The following is a 17,049-nucleotide window of genomic DNA, read 5'->3' on the forward strand; positions in this document are numbered from 1 at the left end:
GATTCGACCTGTTATCGGTTGCCGCTACGTGTCGCCGGTCTCGTACTCGAGGCCGGCGGTGGTGTGATCGACCAGCAACACGGCACCGACACCGACGACGGCCGTGGCAACGGCGACCAGAGGCCGTTCCAGCGGTCCCGTCCCGAGGTTCGTCATGACCTCCGTGACCGGGAGCCGCAACGCACCCACCATCAAACTCACCAGGAAGGCGAGCGTCGCGGCCCGGTACGCCTCGAGGGCGCGCCGAACGGCGTGTGCCATCGTGAACAATCCGACGAGCACACCGAGCCCGAAGAGCGCGATGACCGTTCCAGCCTCGACGACGGGCGCGAGCCCGTTGCCGTCGAACAGCCCGACCAGCGCATCGATGAACGCACTCGGCACTCCCGTCATGTACTCGTACTGACCGAGTATCAACAGGAAGAACGCGCCCGAAACCCCCGGCAGGAGCATCGCACAGATCGCAACCCCTCCCGCCAACACGATCATTGCCGGCCCGTGTGAGACGGTGGTCTGGGTGAGCCCCGTCACGGCGGCGGCGACGACGATCCCCGCGGCCGAGACGCCGACACGGCGGCGCGTCCACTGCTCGATCTCACCGTACAACACGATCGCCGACGCGCCGATCAATCCCGAAAAGAAGCCATAGGTCGGAACCGGGTACTCGGTCACTGCGGTATGCATTAGCTCCGAAAAGGCGACGATGGCGGTCCCGATCCCCAGTCCAAGTGCCACCAGAAACGTCGCGTCGATCCGCTCGAGTTCCGTCCGCAGCGCCTCCCGCCCTGTCGGCTCGTGGACGCGCACCGCTGGTCGGAACGAACGGGGGTCGATCGCCGTAATCGCCCGAATCAGCCGATCGTAGATGCCGACGATCAGTGCGATCGTCGCTCCCGAGACCCCTGGGACGACGTCGGCCGATCCCATCGCGAACCCCTTGCAATACACCGTGAGAAACTTCCGCATTGCTCGAGGGTATTCGTTCCGCAGCAAAAGGCTTCTCACTTCACGCGTCGACCGAACCGGGACTCGAGGGACGACGGGCCGATCCCGACGTCGTTAGTGTGCTGGTTCGACTGCGGCGGGTGTGATCGATTCAGCCGTTTCGGTGGTAGTCGCACCGTCGGTCGTCGACTCGGAGTCGCTCGATTCCGTGGTCTCGTCGGTCCCGGTGGTTTCGTTGCCGGTCGTTTCGTTGCCTTCCGTTGGCTCCTGCGTCTCGAGTTCCGAAAGCTCGACATCGACTGTGTCACCGTTGACGACGGCGGTCTCGGGCACGCTCGTCTCGCCACGATACTGGACAGCGCCATCGTCGCCAGGCACCACAGCGCCGACGCTGTAATTACCGAGCGCTTCGACGCTGCTGTTGGTGTGGCCGTCGTCGACGCCGAGTGCGTCGTTGGTCGCGTACGGAACGGTCACCTCGAAGCTACCGTCCTCGGCGAGCTCCGTCTGCTGTGTGTACGTGAACGTTCGACCGGTATCGGCCTGGAGTTCGACCGAGGTCCCGACCGTCGCGTTGGCGGCGTCGATCCCGCTCGTGTCGTCGATGCTCCCGGTAATCGTCGCTCCCTCGACGCGCTCGAAGGTCTTCACCGACGACGTAACGTGAGCGTCCCACAGCTGGATACCGGACAGCTGTGTGACTGCATCGTTACTGCGGGCCGCCGCGAGTTGCCGCTGGATCCCCTGCGTTTGATTGTTCCATCCCGAGCTCGTGAGCTGCAGCGAATTCCGCGGGTACGGGGTCCCACGTACCATCATACTCCCGACGATCGCGTACTCGTCGCTCTCGTGGACGAGTCGGTACTGTTCCATTCCCGTGGCGTCATCGAGATACAGCGACGCCATCGTCGTATTGTCGTAGTTGCTGTTCATGCTCGGCAACTCCCTCGTGTTGTTGCCGACCTGGTACTGTTCATTCCCGACGTACGACCTGTACTCGGGGCCGGACCATCGGGTAATCGCACTGAACTTCCCGCCGGCCATCTGATCGTCGATCATCACGTAGCGGATCTCCTCGTCGGTCTCGTTGCCGTCGACGAGGCTCTCGAGTTCCGCGTCGGATTTGTCGGCGACGGAGCCGCCAGCGGCGATCCCATCGAGGATCAGTTCCGCTCGTTCCTCGGAGCCCGCAGTCAAGTACGCCGACGACGATCGTGCGTTCTGCTGGAACGGGTTCGAGTGGGGGATCCGTTCGCTCTGCGTGGTTATCAGGTGGCCGTAGTCCCACCACGACATCACGCCGTAGGACCCGTCCGGATACTCGTAATCACCGTCTCCAGGGCTGTACGCGCCGTGGTAATCGAGTTGATCGGCGTTGTTCGGCTCGCCGTAGTTGCCCGGAGCAGGGGTGTTCTCCGCGAGCCAGTGATTCGACTCCTCCCAGGTCGTGGCGCTTCCATGCGGTTCGGTGTTCTCGGCAGTGCTCCATGCAGTCGCCGTGGCCAGCGGTGGCAACAACGGTGCGAACAGGAGGAGCACGACTAAGACGACGACGATGACCTGATAGGTTTCGACCTGTCGGAGCGACTCGAGGCTCCCGGTGAGATCCAGATCGAAGAGCCTGACGAGTTCCGCGACGAACGCAGCGTTGACGATTGCGACGGCGAGCAGGAGGTAGTACGAGAAGCGAACCTGTGTCGCCGCCATGCTGATCAAGAACAGCGACCAGACGATGATCAGGGTGTGCTCGGCACGTAATTTCCGGTCGAACAGCGGCCGGATCGCGAGGAATGCGAGGCCGGCGAGCATCGTATAGAACGCGCTGCCGAACTCCCGGAAGACGCTCCCGAAGAAGTCCTCGGGTGGCGTTGCTTCCTGGATCGTGAGGTCGGTCGTCGCTCCACCGAACGGGAGCATACGGCGGGTCGCGTTTCCGATGATGGTGTCGAACAGTCCCGGAAGGACGAGCCACATCACCAGCAACGCTGCGCCGATGAGTCCACCGACGGCGACAGGATAGTACGCGCGCTCGAGGTCGCGGTCGTTCCACTGGCGGGCCAGCCATGCCATGAAGACACAGCCAGCGGCGACGAGAAGGGCCGTCAGCGGCTGGAGGAGGCCGAAGCTCGTCGAACTCGTACTACCGGGTCGCTCTATCAACAGTGCCGTCAGGACGGCGGTCACGCCGAGACTCACCGCGCCGACGAAGGCGACGTGATCCGGCGAGATCCCGCGGAGGTAATCGAGACAGAGCTGTACGGTGAAGAAGACGCCGAAGATACCGATCAGCAGGACCGCGGACGGCCAGACCCAGATGTACAGCGTGAGCGCGAGGCCGGCGAGCCCGCTGTAGAGGGCGGGTGTCCGGAGCGCGTCCCAGTCCCCGTCGACGACCAGTTCGTAGATCGGCTTTTCGCGTTCCGCCACGGTGAGCGCGACCATCATCGCGAGGACGGCGATCGCCATGAACAGGACCTCACCGACGTGGTGGTCGAGCTGTCCGACCGTCGAACGTGCGAGGAACTGTCCCTTCGCGAGCGCGAGGACGAGTACGGCGACGATGCCGCCGATCGTCCCGCCGAGCCGGCGACCGGCATAAAAGACCGGGATCGCCACGAGTGCGGCCATCACCGGAATCGCGAGCAGAGAAACGGCGTACAGCGTCTCGGTGGACGGATCGCCGAGCCCGACGATCATCGCCGCGGTGACGATGAGCTGGTCGAACAACGTCCCGAACTGCCCCACGTAGTTTCCGGACGGGAATCCCGTCCAGACCTCGTAGGGCATCGTCCGTGGATAGTTCTCGGCCGTCCAGCTGATCGTTCGCCACTGATACCACGAGTCGATCCCGGCCAGCGCGGGCGTGCCGTCGTCGGTGATGAACCGCCCGTACGCCTGGGTTCGCAACCAGACCATAAACAGCATCACGACCCCGAGAACGGGGAGATGATACCATTCCCGCCACGTCTCGAGGATGGAGGTTTCGGTCCCGTCCTCGACGTGTTCTGTGTCGGTACTCATTAGGTTGCACCAGACCCAACCCAAGAATAAGTCTTGTTATATACTCGTGGAGTCGCTGACACTCGCTCCCCGATAGACCTCTCCCCTCGCTCAGCCCAGTACCGTGATCCTCGTTATAACGAGCCCACGTGAACGAAAAAGCTTATTCTGGCCTCTCCGAAATCCGTTTCCCAATGAAGGTCTCCGTCGTCATTTGTACCTACGCGATGGAACGCTACGACGTCTTCTCGGAGTGTGTCGATAGCGTCCTCGCCCAGACGTACGACCCACTCGAGATCGTTCTCGTCGTCGACGGCAACGAGCCGGTCTTCGAGCGCGTCCAGGAGGATTACGGCGACCTCGACGACGTCGTCCTCCACTGTAACGAGGAGAATCAGGGGATTTCCTACAGTCGAACTCGCGGGGCGAAGATCGCGACGGGGGACGTGGTCGCGTTCATCGACGACGACGCTGTCGCCGAGCCCGACTGGATCGCTGAACTGGCTCGGGTCTACGACGAGACGGACGCGATCGCGGTCGGCGGCCACGTCGCGCCCGACTGGGTCACCGACAAACCCGATTTCTTCCCCGAAGAGTTCTACTGGCTCGTCGGGTGTGACGAGCGCGGAATGGGCGAGCACATGGAGGAGTTACGGAACACGTACGGTTCGAACATCTCGTTCCGGCGGGACGTGTTCCTGAACGTCGGCGGCTACGACGAGAATACGGGCCGAAAGGGCGATCGACATATCCAGGCCCACGAAGCGCCCATCTGTATTCGAATGGCAAACGAGTACGGGAAGGGCGTGATCTACAACACCGACGCGGTGGTCCACCACAAGCTGTTCGACTACCGTGGCGACTTCCAGTGGCTCGTGTTTCGGTCCTTCTGGCAGGGGTATTCCAAGCGGATCATGGATCTGCTCTTACCGGAGGCCTCGGGGGACAAGAACGAGTACTTGGGTCAGCTCATGCTCGAGTTCGTTCCGGACCGGCTCTCGTCTCTCGTTGGAAAGCCGTCGATGCCACAGGTGAAACAGCTCGTGACGATCTTCGTCTTTACCGCGGCGGTCGGCTTTGGCTACCTCTATGGACTGATTGATGTCGATCGCTCGCGATTGATAGCCGGTCGGGACACTGGTGTCGGTAACTGATCGGTCGGTTCCGTTCCGAGGTGTTTTTCACTCGGACGCTCGCTTACACAATCAATGAAAATCCTGGTTACCGGAGGCGCAGGGTTCATCGGGGGCCATCTTGCCGAGCAGTTCGTTCGCGATGGACACGATGTCGTCGTTCTCGACTCTCTGGAACCGTTCTACGATATCGGTATCAAGGAACGCAACGTCGAAGTCGCCAGAGAAGCCGCGGCGACAGGAGACGGTCACTACACCTTTCTCGAGGGGAGCATCACGGACGAAGACCTCGTAACGGACGCTATCTCTGATGTCGAATTCGTCTTCCATCAAGCCGCCCAAGCGGGAGTACACGCGAGTGTCGAAAACCCAGAAAAGACGACCCGGATAAACGTCGAAGGGACGTTTACTGTGCTTGAAGCGGCTCGAGCCGCCGGTGTGAATCGATTCGTAAACGCAAGTTCCTCTTCAGTGTACGGCAAGCCCGAGTATCTACCCTATGACGAGGATCATCCGACGACGCCCGTAAGCCCCTATGGGGCCTCCAAAGTCGCTACCGAACAGTACGTCCGCGTCTATAATGAGGTGTACGGACTTCCGACTGTCTCACTACGGTACTTTACGGTGTATGGCCCACGAATGCGACCAAATATGGCCTTCACGAACTTCGTTTCGCGGTGTTTCCACGACGAACCGCCTGTCATCTTCGGTGACGGATCACAGACGCGGGACTTTACTTACATTGACGACATCGTCGATGCGAACAAGCGATTGCTCGAGACCGACGCTGCCGACGGCGAGGTGATGAACGTCGGATCGACGGATCGAATTACGATCGATGAACTCGCCCACGTCATTCGGGACGAAATCGACCCGTCGATCGGGATCGAGTACGCCGACCCACGGGATGGCGATGCCCAGCATACGCACTCCGACGTGTCGAAAGCACGACGAGTGATCGGATACGAGCCCACCGTCTCGATCGAGGAGGGCACGAGGAAGTTCATCGGGTGGTACCGAGAGAACGAGGACTGGTACGATCCACTGGTTCGACGGTCGTGATATACGGCTCCGGGGTCTCGTCCGAGAGCGAGTACCGAACCGTCGGATCGGGTCTCGGAGACGTCTCGTCAGGAGAACCGATGCTGTTGGACGCCAAGCAAAGAGTATAACCAATCGCCGCGGCAACTCTGCTGTAATCGAATGACAGCCGACGACAGCCTTCGGGTTCTCCATCTAGTCACTGCGAGGGAGATCTTTTTCGACCAACAGATCGAAGTTCTCCAGAAAAAAGGCATCGACTGTACGGTGTGTGTCGTTCCAGGAGCCGAACAGATCGACGGTGACATGGGTGGGCGTCGCGGCATGAAAGAGTATCTCCAATACTTCCCTCGCGTCCGTCGGGAGTTGCGTCGTGGGGACTACGACCTCGTACACGCGAACTACGGGCTCACTGCACCGTATGCAGTTACACAGTTTCAACTCCCCGTCGTGTTGACGCTGTGGGGATCGGACGTTGTCGGATTTGATGGACTGGTGACGAAGGCGTGTGCGTGGCAGTGTGATGCCGTGACAGTTCGAAGTCAAGAGATGCGCGAACTGCTAGGGCGTGACGACGCACACATCATCCCCAGTGGGGTCGATCTCGAGCGATTCAAACCGATCGACAGCCGTGTGGCGCGTGAGGAGGTCGGCTGGAGTACCGACCGGACGCACGTTCTCTTCCCCTACTCACCCGACTACGAACGGAAAAACTATCCACTGGCAGAGCGCGTCGTCGAGCGAACCCGAAAACGGGTCGATAGTGAGATCGAACTCCAGACGATATCCGGTATCAGTCACGAGGAAGTGCCACTGTATATGAACGCTGCCGACGTGCTCTTGCTCACTTCGGAGCACGAGGGATCACCGAATACCGTGAAGGAAGCACTGGCGTGTAACCTCCCCGTCGTCTCGACGGACGTCGGTGACGTTCGGTCACGGCTCCGAAACGTCTCCCCGTCCGGTGTCGGTGAGACGGAAGACGAACTGGTCGCACAACTGGTCTCGGTACTCGATGCGGACACGCCCTCGAACGGTCGTGAAGCCGTCCGGGAGGTCAGCTGGGACCGGATCGGGGATCGCCTCAAAGAGATCTACGCTCGAACGATCGACTCGGCCTAGTCTTTGATTTCCAGGTAGCCCAACGCCTCGAGATGTCCCTCGTCGACTTCGTCCTCGGGTGCCTCTAACTGCTCGGGATCCGACTCGAACAGTCGAGCCGGGATCTGCCGCTCGAACCTCGAGACGACCTTCGAGTGCTCGTCCGCGACCGATTTCGACTCCGTGGGATCGTTTTCGAGGTCGAATAACGATTTATCGTCTCCAACGGAGAGGTATTTCCACCCGTCACTTCGAGCAGCGGTAACTGATTCCCGCGAACACTGTGCGCCGATCGAGTACACGTCACGTTCGGCTCCCTCGAAGAGATTCGTCCCCAAAAACGGAAGCGTCTCCGTTTCGACATCGTGAAGTGCACAGATCGTCGGCGCGAGATCGATAAGTTCTCGTTGGTCGCTTATTGTTTCCGGATTCTCTTCCGGTGTTTTGGTGATCAGCGGGACGTGGATCAGTTCGTTGTATGGGTAATTCCGATGGAAATACTTCCCGTGATCCCCAAACTCTTCGCCGTGATCACTGGAGAATAGTATCGCAGTTTCCTCCCAGAGGTCCAATTTCGAGAGTTCGTCGAACAGCCTCGAGAGATGCTGTGAACAATAGCGGAGATCGGAATCGTACAAGTCGATAAGCGTCTCCCGTTCCGCAGCTGAAACGGCTTCCGGATCCGTTCCGGCTTTCTTCATTAACTCCCGGATTCGAGTCTCCGATACCCCGTCGTGATATGCGGGACTGTTGGTGTGGACTCCGTATGGCCGATGACCTTCCATATAGTGCAGCCACAGAAAAAACTCATCGTCGCCTTGCTTCTGTAGCCAGTCGTTTGCAGTATCGGTCAGAACTTCGGCACTAGTGTATCCCTTGAACTCGAACCCTTCCCCCAATACGGCGTCGTATGCCCGTTTCGCTTGCTCGTAAACGGGACTCTCTTCCGGAATTTTATCACCGATGTACTGTGCGGCCCGTCGGGTTCCCTGCGATAGTCGTTCGATCGGTCCACGGGTTTGATTTGCTTCTTCGTAATAGGTGTCCCGCCCGAGATCGACGAATTCGTCGAACATCAGGCCGCCTTCGTACTGTCTAAATCCCGTCCGTGTTCCGATCGCTGCCGTCTGGATTCCCGCGTCGCTGACCGTCGATCCGATCGTCGGGAGTTCGTCCAATCGCTCGTATGCTAGATACCGGGACGTGTGAAACGAGGGGACCGAGATGCGTGTGTATGGCCCGTTAGCAAAGGCGTTGGTAAACTTCGTTCCGTCCGCCAACAGCCGGTCGAGAGCCGGCATCGTCTCGCGTTCGTAGCCGTATTGACCGAGATGATCCGCACGAAGAGCATCGACGGTGATCAGAATCGTATTCATACTTTCCTCTGTTCATCGATAGCCGAGTGCCTCAAGTCTATCCATCATTTCCTCCTCGTCGTCGTAGGTGATCTCGCCGTCGGATTCCGATCTGTTTTGTGTTAGTTCCTCGACCCGATCCTCCATCCGTGCTGAAAGATCGGTTGCTATATCTCGGTTCTCTTCGATGACGTTCCGGTTCTCTTCCGGATCCTCCTCGAGATTGTACAACTCCTCACGAGCAGCGTGTTGTCGATCACAGTACCGACAGGTTCCGTCATCGAGAGCCCGTATATACTTCCAGTTATCTGTTAGTATCGCACGACGGCGCTGGGCATTGGCCTCTCCAGCAAGGATTTCCGTTCGATCGACCGATTCACCGTCTTCGATGACCGGTCGCAGCGACTGACCGTCCGTCGGAGGTGCATCATCTATCCCTGCATAATCATACATCGTCGGGAGAACGTCCATTATGCTCACGAGTTGGTTGATCTCTGTCGGTTGCTGACCCGGAACGTGAAGCAATAACGGGATACGGACTGTACACTCGTAGAGACCGTGGTGCTCGTAATAAATTCCGTGTTCACCGAGGGATTCTCCGTGATCCGAGAGCGCGACGATCATGGTCGAGTCGTACAACCCTCGACTTCGAAGTTCCGATACCAGGGCACCGAGTTTGGCATCACTGTATCGCACTGCAGCGTCGTATCGAGCATCGATAAGTCCCGTCTCTGGGTCGGACTCCGTTTCGATCCAGGGTTCGGATCCCTCGTAGACGACACCGCCAGATCGGAGACTGTTCGCAGTTATTGATTCCTCCGGGTACTCGGAGGCGACGGCTTCCAGCGATCTGGAATCGCCGTATTCGTACCGATCGAGACATTCTTCGACGTACCCCTTCGGTGCGGAGTACGGGGTGTGCGTATCCATCCAGTGGACGAAGCTATACGCGCGGTCATCGTCTTCGAGAGTTTCGACGATTTCGTCCGCCGCTTCCTCGGGCTCCGCATAGTCGGTTTCTCCGGACTCGAATATTTTGTTGTAGACGCCGGATATCGTATCCCCGATCGACGGATGAACGTTATACAGGAGTTTGCTCATCCGTTTTTCGAACGCACGTCGATGCCAGTGAGTCGATGAAACGTTCGGATACTCGTCGAACCCGCGCTTGTGCCATCGGCCGAGGGGACGCCCGATCTTGGACGTTGCGAACCCGTTTCGTTTGAATACCTCGGGTGCAGCTTCGACGGCTTCGACGGCTGCCTTCTCCTCACTGGTCACGTGCGTTCCGTGATTACGCACCCCGTGTGACAGTGGATGCCGTCCCGTTTGCAGCGAGGTAACTGCCGGGTCCGTGGCAGTCGTCGTACTGTACGCCTGGCTAAAGAATACGCTATCGCTCGCAAGCTCGTCTAAATAAGGGGTGAGATCTCGACCATCGTCGGACTTGACCCTGTCCGCACGGAGTGCATCGAGGACAACGACGATGACATTGTCGATCATTAGTTGCCCGCAGTAATCAAAGGCAGAATATATATTTGTCGACCAAGAACCTGGAATCGATCGACCCGTGGACAACTATTTCAGAGACGGCACGAGCGTGGGCCTATTGGTATATTCTGGCTGCCTCTAATACGATGACGGAATTATCCACTCGAGCATACCGAAAATATCAGCAAAACGGTCTCCAAAGTGTTCTCCTGAACGGCTGGGACATCGCGTACCGAAAATCGCTGTTAAAGCGATTCGTTGCACCGACACTTCTCTCGCGTACGTCTCGGCCGGTACTCGATACGAACTCGTTTGCTGTCTGGGCGGATCAGCATGGACGGCGGTGGGATGTTCCAACCGAGGCGGTTCGACCGGAAATCCCGACGAAGGACGTTACGGACACCCAGGATGGATTCGATTCACTCGAGCATCGAGAACCCCCAGAGCCGTTCGTCTGTGACGTACCCAATGCGCAACTCTGGGCCGCTGCCGGCCTCGGTCTTACGGGTGATGGCTCGTTTATCGGCGATACGATCTCGTTTCAGTGGAATCTCGAAAATCGCCTTCAGACAGCTCTCTCAGTTGTCCTGCACGAAAGTAATCCGATCCAAACAGGACGGCGGACGCTTACCAGAAATGGAACACGGTCACGGGATGGACCAACGGTCGATTCGGTCTGTACACTCGTCCCGCTCTGGGACAACTATTATCATTGGACGGCAGAATCGCTCACGAAACTCATGGGCGTCTCCTTGTACGAGCGCGAAACGGACAGATCGCCGAAACTCTTGCTGCCAACCGATCCTCCCTCGTGGATGACCGAGTCTCTCGAGTTGCTCGGGTTCGGTCCACGGAGATGGATCCAAACGGGTGCTGACACGATGCAGGTCGATCATCTCGTCGTCCCATCGTTTCCCGACCCCTCGCCCGAAGAATGTCAGTGGCTGCGTCAGCGTGCCTACGATCAGCTCGGTATCGATACCCCCGGAAACGACGAGCGGATCTACGTCTCGCGGTCCAACGCAACTCGCAGACGAATCGCGAACGAGGCGGACGTAATGTCGACACTCGAACAGTTCGGCTTTACGTCCTATGAACTCGAGGCTCTCACGGTCAAAGAACAGATCGAGCTGTTCGCGAACGCTGACATCGTGGTCGGACCGCACGGAGCAGGGCTCATCAATACCATCTACTCGTCGGATACCACTGTCGTGGAGTTGTTCGGCGATTGGCTCAAATCGACGTTCTATCGGATCGCCCGTTTACAGGGTCTCGAGTACGGGTATCTACAGTGTGAAAGCCGGGGGATCGATCTCCACGTCGATACTGCTGAACTGGAACGGAAATTAGAACGGCGAATCGAAGCGTAGGCGACGTTGTTCGCGTCTAGAATGGTTGCCTCGATGTTATCCCAGCTATCGAAGTATACAAATACGCTCGTTTAGATCCCTATCTATGAGCCAGCCGAACGTCCTCCTCGTCGTTCTCGACAGCGTTCGCGCTCAGAACGTCGGTCACCTCGGCTATCCGCGCGACACAACGCCTCATCTGGACGAGTTTGCCGCTCGAGCAACGAGCTATACCAATACGAGGGCACCGGGAATTCATAGTATCTCGAGTCACGTGAGTCTCTTCACTGGCTATCACGTCGCTGAACATCGAGCGACGTCACACGGTGCGAGCCTGGCCCCGGGACACACCATTTGGGAGGAACTGGCTGACGACGGCTATCGAACTGGTCTGTTCACACCGAACGCGATCGTTGCCGAATCGTCGAACCTCGCTTCTTTCTTCGACGATGTGACGGGACCGAAACGAAACGTGTTACTCTTCCCGGAGGCGCTCGGGCCCGAAAGCATCTCGGGGGATCCGAGTTATCTGGAATACGTCCGAGCGTGTCTCGAGAGTGAGTCACCGGCCAAGGCTATCGTGAACGGGCTAGCGAGGGAGTTTGGCAGTTCGAGCGCAGCACACGATCCCGAAAGAGAACACGGCGGCGAGTACGTCCAGGAGTTCCTCGAGTGGCGGGAATCGAGCTCCGACCCGTGGGCAGCATGCATCAATCTCATGGACGCCCATTATCCGTATTTGCCCCAAGAGAGGTATGATCTATGGGGGGGTGATGTCTTGCGGGGCCTCCATCGAGAGGCGATGGGAGGGCCGCTCACGACCCAATATCTCGGCGACCGTCCGTTCTGGGAACTCGAGGCGTGCATGAGTCTGTACGATGGCTGTATTAAACAGGCCGACGCGTACCTCTCCGAACTGTTCGAGGGACTCGAGGCAGCGAACGAACTCGAGGAGACGCTGATTGTTGTGACGAGCGATCATGGAGAGGGATTCGGCGAGTACAGCGTTGTAAACGACGCGGTACGCTTGATCGACCATAGCTGGGGGATCGGTAATGAGGTCGCACACGTCCCTCTGGTCGTGAAGTATCCCGACCAGTCGACAGGTGAAACCGTAACCGAACCCGCCTCACTGACTCGATTTCCGTCCGTCGTTAGAAACTGTATAAACGGTGAAAGGGGTGGTTTCGTCCCGGAAACTGGGCACGCAATCACGACTTCGTATCGAATCGAGGAACCCGGAGAGGGATTGCCGATCCCGGAGTCCGACCGAGAACCGTACTTTGGGCCGTGGCATGCCGTCTGTCACGAACAGGGTGGCGCGACGGTCGTTGACGCGGTCCGTCGCGAAGATGAGGTCCGATTCGAATCTTCGATTCCCGACCAGCAAGCAACGAGAGCACACGCGGATCGGGAGTTTATCGAGTCAACCGTTGACGAACTAGACCCTATCGACATTACGGAAGCCGACGGAGAGATCGAAGCCGCAGTGGAGCAGCGATTGCACGAACTCGGCTATCGCGCATAATAGAACTACCCTCGTTCTGTCTCGCCGGTCGAATAGAAAAGGTGCTCTTTTTGTATTCTCGCTCACCGGTAGGGATATGCGGCTAGGCCAGACATCAGTAATTCATTTCACCTCCAGGTTTTTTGCGTCTCTGCTGGGGTTCGTCGCGACGATATTCATCGCACGGTTTCTCGGTTCCGGAACGCTTGGGACCTATTATCTCGTTCTTTCGACGGTATCCTGGTTAGGGATCGCAGTGGAAATGGGGGTTCCGAGCGCTATCAACAAACGAGTGAGCGAGGACGAAGACGAGGCCGCTTACGCGATCGCTGGCGGGGTAATCGCCTTTTGCCTGTTTCTGGTCGTTTCCGTTTTGATTCTCCTCTTTCGACACCATATAAATGATTATATCGGATATCCGGCTGCACAGATCGTGGTACTGTTCTTGTTCGTCAACCTTATTCAGTCGTCCGTGAATTCGATACTCAACGGGCAACACCTCGTCCATATCTCGGGAATATTCAATCCGATTCGTACCGGAACGCGGAGTATTGTACAGATCAGCGCGATCCTTCTCGGACTCAAAATCACAGGCCTATTCATCGGATACACCGCTGGTTACGCGCTCGTGTCCGTACTCGGACTATGGATTGCGGTTCGGAACTTTCCATCGGTCTCTCTGCCAACGCTCGAACACTACCGTCGGATCATCTCCTACGCGGAGTATTCGTGGCTCGGTGAGATCCGTTCCCGTGCGTTCAACTGGGTCGACGTAGCCGTCCTCGGATTCTTCGTATCGTCGTCGCTCGTCGGTATCTACACGGCGGCCTGGAACATCGCCGTGTTTCTGATACTGTTCGGTGGATCGCTGAGCCAGACGCTGTTCCCCGAGATGAGTTCACTCTCGGCCGAAGAAGACGCACAATCGGTAGCAGACCTGTTCGAAACCGCACTCACGTACGGCGGCTTGATTCTCATTCCGGGACTCGTCGGGGGAACGCTACTCGGGGAGCGTCTCCTTCGAATATACGGAGAGGAATTCACACAAGGGACAGTCGTACTCTCGGTACTCATCGTTGCAACACTCATCCAGGGATACCAGCGTCAGTTCACGACAACACTCGATGCCATCGACAGACCGGATGTCTCTTTCAGAGTGAATGCCGTATTCATCGGTGCAAACGTGATTTTAAACGTCAGTCTGATCCCCCCCTTCGAGGTCGTGGGTGCAGCGGCGGCGACCGCTGCATCGGTCGCCATCAGCCTCGTCGTAGCCTACTTCTCGCTCTCGTCACTGATCGAGTTCTCCGTTCCGCTCGGCGAGATTGGGAAACAGTGGACTGCAGCAGCCGTTATGGGGGTAGTCGTCTATACTGGCCTCTGGCTCGAGTCAGCGCACATCTCAGTCGGCAATAACCTCGTCGTAGTGATAACGCTCGTCGGTTTCGGTGCAGCGGTATACTTCGGAACGCTGTTTGCCATCTCCTCGTATTTCCGGACAACCGTCGACCAAAACCTCCCGATCGATTTCCCGACGGTTTGAAATCAATGACCGGGCGGCGATCGCCACTCGATCGACAGGCTCGGAGGACGATCTAATTTATCGACACGTCCGCTCATCTCAGGAATCCGGTCGACGTGTGGCTGGATCCACGATCACGCCGGCAGACTTCCGACGGGCAGCCGTCGACAACGCCGGTCGGCGACGATTCTCCCTCTCAGTACGGGTTTTGCACCTCGTTGCGCGATGGTGCAGAAACTACCACGGTGTTCAGTCGAACACACACTAAGGCAACGACAATCCCCGAAAACATATAACACTCAAGTAGAATCTGTGTGCACATGCAAGCAGTCGTGCTGGCCGCAGGAAAGGGTACCCGCCTCCGGCCGCTCACCGAAGACAAGCCGAAGGTCCTCGTCGAAGTCGACGGCAAACCGCTCGTCGAGGACGTCATGGACAACCTCATCGAGGTCGGCGCAACCGAATTCGTCCTCGTCGTCGGCTACATGAAAGAGAAGATCATCGAGCGCTACGGCGACGAGTACGAGGGCGTTCCGATCACCTACGCGCACCAGCGGGAACAGCTCGGGCTCGCCCACGCCATCCTCCAGGCGGAACCCCATGTCGACGACGACTTCATGCTCATGCTCGGGGACAACGTCTTCCGGGCGAACCTCGGCGACGTGATCAACCGCCAGCAGGAAGAACGGGCCGACGCCGCGTTCCTCGTCGAGGAAGTCCCCTACGAGGAGGCCTCGAGATACGGCGTCCTCGACACCAACGAGTACGGCGAGATCGTCGAGGTGATGGAGAAACCCGAGGATCCGCCGTCGAACCTCGTCATGACCGGGTTCTACACGTTCACGCCCGAGATCTTCCACGCGTGTCACCTCGTCCAGCCCTCGGATCGCGGCGAGTACGAACTGCCGGACGCGATCGATCTGCTCATCCAGTCGGGTCGGACCATCGATGCGATCCGAATGGACGGCTGGCGCATCGACGTCGGCTACCCCGAAGACAGGGATCGCGCCGAGGAGCGACTCACGGACCACCCAGCCGAGCCGGTCGAACAGTAGTTACTCCCCCGAACGAGTCCGTCCTCGAGTTGTCGAACGACTCGAGGACGACCCAAAAGGGACTAATCGTCCCCGTTCCTTGCAGGTCACATGAACGTCTCCATCGTCGGGAGCGGCTACGTCGGCACGACCGTCGCTGCCTGTCTCGCCGATCTCGGCCACACCGTGACCAACGTCGAGATCGACGAGGACATCGTCGAGGCGATAAACGCCGGCGAGGCCCCGATCCACGAGTCCGGCCTCGCGGAGCGAATCGCGGCACACGCCGGCACGACGCTCCGTGCGACGACGAACTACGAGGACGTCCGCGAGACGGACGTCACGTTCCTCTGTTTGCCCACGCCACAGTCCGACGACGGGAGTCTCGACCTCGCGATCATGCAGGCTGGCGCGGAATCGCTCGGGCGCGCACTCGCCGAGAAGGACGACGATCACCTCGTGGTCGTCAAGAGCACGGTCCTGCCCGGCACCACCGAAGACGTCGTCGGTCCGATCCTCGAGGCCGAATCCGGAACCGAGATCGGTGACGGGCTCGAGCTCGCGATGAACCCCGAGTTCCTCCGGATGGGAACCGCAGTCGAGGACTTCCTCGAGCCGGACAAGGTCGTCTTCGGGACGGCCAGCGACGAGGCCCCCGCGACGCTTCGCGAACTGTACGCGCCGATCCTCGAGCGAGACGACACGGACCTCGTCGAGACCGATATCCGCGAGGCGGAACTCATCAAGTACGCGAACAACGCCTTCCTCGCCTCGAAGGTCTCGCTGGTCAACGAGCTGGGGAATATCGCACGGGAGTACGACGCGGACGCCTACGAGGTGCTCGAGGCGGTCGGGCTCGACGATCGGATCTCCGACCGGTTCATGCGCTCCGGACTGGGCTGGGGTGGGTCCTGTTTCCCGAAGGACGTCAACGCCTTGCGGGCCGGCGCTCGCGAACAGGGGTACGACCCCGAACTGCTCGATGCGGTCGTCGCGGTCAACGACGAGCAACCGCGACGGCTCGTCGAGTTGCTCGCGGCCCACGTCGACCTCGAGGGGGCCCGGATCGCGGTGCTGGGTCTGTCGTTCAAGCCCGGCACCGACGACATCCGCAAGTCGCGCGCACTCGACGTGATCGATCACCTGACGGATCGCGGCGCTGTCGTCGTCGCCTTCGACCCGGTCGCGATCGAGAACGTCCGGCCCGACTATCCCGACATCGAGTACGCCGACTCGGCGGCGGGGGCCCTCGAGGGCGCGGACGGGGCCGTCGTTGCGACCGACTGGCCGGCGTTCGACGACCTCTCCTTCGAGGGGATGGCCCGCAGCGTCGTCGTCGATGGGCGGCGGATCGACGTCGACGAGGACGCGCTCGAGGTCTACGAGGGACTGACCTGGTAGAGTCGCAACTGAAACGGTTCATACACTGATCGCAACGCTGTCGTGCGATCAGGTGTACAATGACTTTCAGTGGCGACGATAGTGGTGGCTGATTCGCGTCGGACCGACTGACCGTAAAAACCCGACACTGCTCAATCAGTAGCCTTTTGCGGTTCGGTAGGGGAGTTGTG

At 59.1% G+C, this 17,049-nt stretch carries 12 protein-coding genes; 8 read left to right on the forward strand and 4 right to left on the reverse strand.

What is annotated here, in order from left to right:
- Window positions 1–24: 24 nt before the first annotated feature.
- Both J0X27_RS11630 and J0X27_RS11635 read right to left on the reverse strand, forming a co-directional pair.
- The gene (locus J0X27_RS11630; RefSeq protein WP_207269349.1) at window positions 25–966 is read right to left on the reverse strand and encodes a DUF368 domain-containing protein; all 942 of its coding nucleotides are present in this window, start codon (window positions 964–966) and stop codon (window positions 25–27) included.
- A 93-nt stretch (window positions 967–1,059) separates the two neighbouring features.
- Window positions 1,060–3,966, reverse strand: a complete 2,907-nt coding sequence (locus J0X27_RS11635) for an oligosaccharyl transferase, archaeosortase A system-associated (RefSeq protein ID WP_207269350.1) — start codon at window positions 3,964–3,966, stop codon at window positions 1,060–1,062.
- 173 nt (window positions 3,967–4,139) lie between these two features.
- Here J0X27_RS11635 and aglG point away from each other — a divergent pair, with 173 nt between their 5' ends.
- The 3 genes from aglG to J0X27_RS11650 all read left to right on the forward strand — a co-directional run bounded on the left by aglG (window position 4,140) and on the right by J0X27_RS11650 (window position 7,241).
- Window positions 4,140–5,099, forward strand: a complete 960-nt coding sequence (gene aglG / locus J0X27_RS11640; protein WP_207269351.1) for a glucosyl-dolichyl phosphate glucuronosyltransferase — start codon at window positions 4,140–4,142, stop codon at window positions 5,097–5,099.
- A 54-nt stretch (window positions 5,100–5,153) separates the two neighbouring features.
- On the forward strand, window positions 5,154–6,140 hold the full coding sequence (locus tag J0X27_RS11645; RefSeq protein ID WP_207269352.1) for an SDR family oxidoreductase: 987 nt from the start codon (window positions 5,154–5,156) through the stop codon (window positions 6,138–6,140).
- 141 nt (window positions 6,141–6,281) lie between these two features.
- A complete protein-coding gene (locus J0X27_RS11650) occupies window positions 6,282–7,241 on the forward strand; it encodes a glycosyltransferase (RefSeq protein ID WP_207269353.1) in 960 nt (319 codons plus the stop codon).
- Here J0X27_RS11650 and J0X27_RS11655 read toward each other — a convergent pair.
- Complete coding sequence (locus tag J0X27_RS11655; RefSeq protein WP_207269354.1) at window positions 7,238–8,596, reverse strand: sulfatase; 1,359 nt, start codon at window positions 8,594–8,596, stop codon at window positions 7,238–7,240. The two genes, J0X27_RS11650 and J0X27_RS11655, sit on opposite strands and share 4 nt — an antisense overlap.
- Window positions 8,597–8,608: 12 nt before the next feature.
- Complete coding sequence (locus J0X27_RS11660; protein ID WP_207269355.1) at window positions 8,609–10,078, reverse strand: sulfatase family protein; 1,470 nt, start codon at window positions 10,076–10,078, stop codon at window positions 8,609–8,611.
- A 134-nt stretch (window positions 10,079–10,212) separates the two neighbouring features.
- Between J0X27_RS11660 and J0X27_RS18110 the strand changes: the two genes are divergently transcribed.
- The 5 genes from J0X27_RS18110 (at window position 10,213) to aglM (ending at window position 16,879) form a co-directional block, all read left to right on the forward strand.
- The gene (locus tag J0X27_RS18110; RefSeq protein ID WP_224214584.1) at window positions 10,213–11,436 is read left to right on the forward strand and encodes a glycosyltransferase family 61 protein; all 1,224 of its coding nucleotides are present in this window, start codon (window positions 10,213–10,215) and stop codon (window positions 11,434–11,436) included.
- An 85-nt stretch (window positions 11,437–11,521) separates the two neighbouring features.
- Complete coding sequence (locus tag J0X27_RS11670; RefSeq protein ID WP_207269357.1) at window positions 11,522–12,943, forward strand: sulfatase-like hydrolase/transferase; 1,422 nt, start codon at window positions 11,522–11,524, stop codon at window positions 12,941–12,943.
- Between the two features lie 76 nt (window positions 12,944–13,019).
- Window positions 13,020–14,465, forward strand: coding sequence for an oligosaccharide flippase family protein (locus J0X27_RS11675; RefSeq protein WP_207269358.1), 1,446 nt, complete (start codon window positions 13,020–13,022; stop codon window positions 14,463–14,465).
- Between the two features lie 299 nt (window positions 14,466–14,764).
- Entirely contained in the window at window positions 14,765–15,499 is a 735-nt protein-coding gene (aglF, locus tag J0X27_RS11680) for a UTP--glucose-1-phosphate uridylyltransferase AglF (protein WP_207269359.1), read from the forward strand.
- A gap of 90 nt (window positions 15,500–15,589) precedes the next feature.
- Entirely contained in the window at window positions 15,590–16,879 is a 1,290-nt protein-coding gene (gene aglM / locus J0X27_RS11685; RefSeq protein WP_207269360.1) for a UDP-glucose 6-dehydrogenase AglM, read from the forward strand.
- Window positions 16,880–17,049: the final 170 nt, after the last annotated feature.

This window comes from Natrinema longum (genome assembly GCF_017352095.1).
In the GTDB taxonomy this organism is placed as follows: domain Archaea; phylum Halobacteriota; class Halobacteria; order Halobacteriales; family Natrialbaceae; genus Natrinema; species Natrinema longum.